This window comes from Paraburkholderia sp. SIMBA_027 (assembly GCF_046535315.1).
In the GTDB taxonomy this organism is placed as follows: domain Bacteria; phylum Pseudomonadota; class Gammaproteobacteria; order Burkholderiales; family Burkholderiaceae; genus Paraburkholderia; species Paraburkholderia tropica.
Genome location: NZ_JAWRWY010000702.1, coordinates 1 through 267, shown reverse-complemented (window position 1 = coordinate 267; position 267 = coordinate 1). Strand labels below are relative to the sequence as shown.

Sequence of the window (267 nt, the reverse complement as noted above, 5' to 3'; positions counted from 1 at the left end):
ATATGCGGGGTCAGGATGGCGTTGTCCAGTTGCCGCAGCGGGCTGTCCGGCGGCAGCGGCTCCACCTCGAACGCGTCCAGCGCAGCGCCGGCGATGAGGCCGTCGCGCAGGGCCTCGTGGACGGCGGCCTCGTCGACACAGGCGCCGCGCGCGGTGTTCAGAAGGAAGGCGCCGGGCTTCATGCGCCGCAATTCGGCCGGCCCGATCAGGTGGCGGCTGCCCGGGGTGAGCGTGGTGTGCAGGCTGACGATGTCGCTGGCCTGGAGC

Annotated in this window: 1 protein-coding gene; it reads right to left on the bottom strand. The window is 72.3% G+C overall.

What is annotated here, in order from left to right:
* Nucleotides 1–267 (bottom strand): NAD(P)-dependent oxidoreductase (locus SB764_RS40840; RefSeq protein WP_410866873.1); only part of this gene is annotated, 267 nt, incomplete at both ends.